Source organism: Lacihabitans sp. CS3-21, assembly GCF_024343675.1.
In the GTDB taxonomy this organism is placed as follows: Bacteria; Bacteroidota; Bacteroidia; order Cytophagales; family Spirosomataceae; genus Leadbetterella.
Map to the genome: position 1 here is coordinate 1 of NZ_RJUD01000091.1, position 724 is coordinate 724.

Genomic DNA, 724 nt, shown 5'->3' on the forward strand with positions numbered 1-724 from the left:
CTGTTGCTGTAAGTGTCGCTTTATCAGTTCCACATACAGTCGTTTTGTTAGATGAAATTAATGGGGCTACTGGGGCTGGTAAAATACTAACTTCAATCGATTCAGTACTTACTTCACAAAGGTTCGATACTGAAGAATTACATACTGAAATTGGCAATTCTCTCACCGATTTACAAGAAGAAACTATATTATTCAAACTTTGACCTTCAATCAAACCGGAAATATTTGAATTATATGTAACAGCTACTATATTGTATGCCCCTGAAACTACATTGGTGAATGTAGGGCTGTCTTTAATTTGTAAAATAATTTTAGAAGAACTAGTTAGAAGATATTTTGTAATTATTCCAGAACCAGAACTGCCTCCTCTTGATATTAAGGTAATATTTCCTTCTTTGAAATCACAAGTAGTTTGACTAGACCCTGTTCCACAAGTCGCACTATATGTACCGTATGCACCTGATGACGTAACTAAAAATGTTACACTAGAACCTACCATGCCGTTAAACCATGTTACTGTAGAATTACAACCAACAGCTGTTAAAGTTATTGAAGAGCCTTGGCAAATTGGTTGGGTTGGGCCTTCAATTCTAAATAAACTATTGCTATTTGTAATGATTATCAAGTTTGATAAATTAGATGTTCCACAAGCTGTTTGACAGGTTGCTGTATAAGTACCTACTCCTACTTCTTTCGTTGTTCCAGTTCCTAATCCTGATGACCA

At 35.4% G+C, this 724-nt stretch carries 1 pseudogene; it reads right to left on the reverse strand.

The annotated features are described in order from the left end of the window. Positions 1-724 (reverse strand): annotated as a pseudogene (locus EGI24_RS22020) (hypothetical protein); the annotation flags it as partial.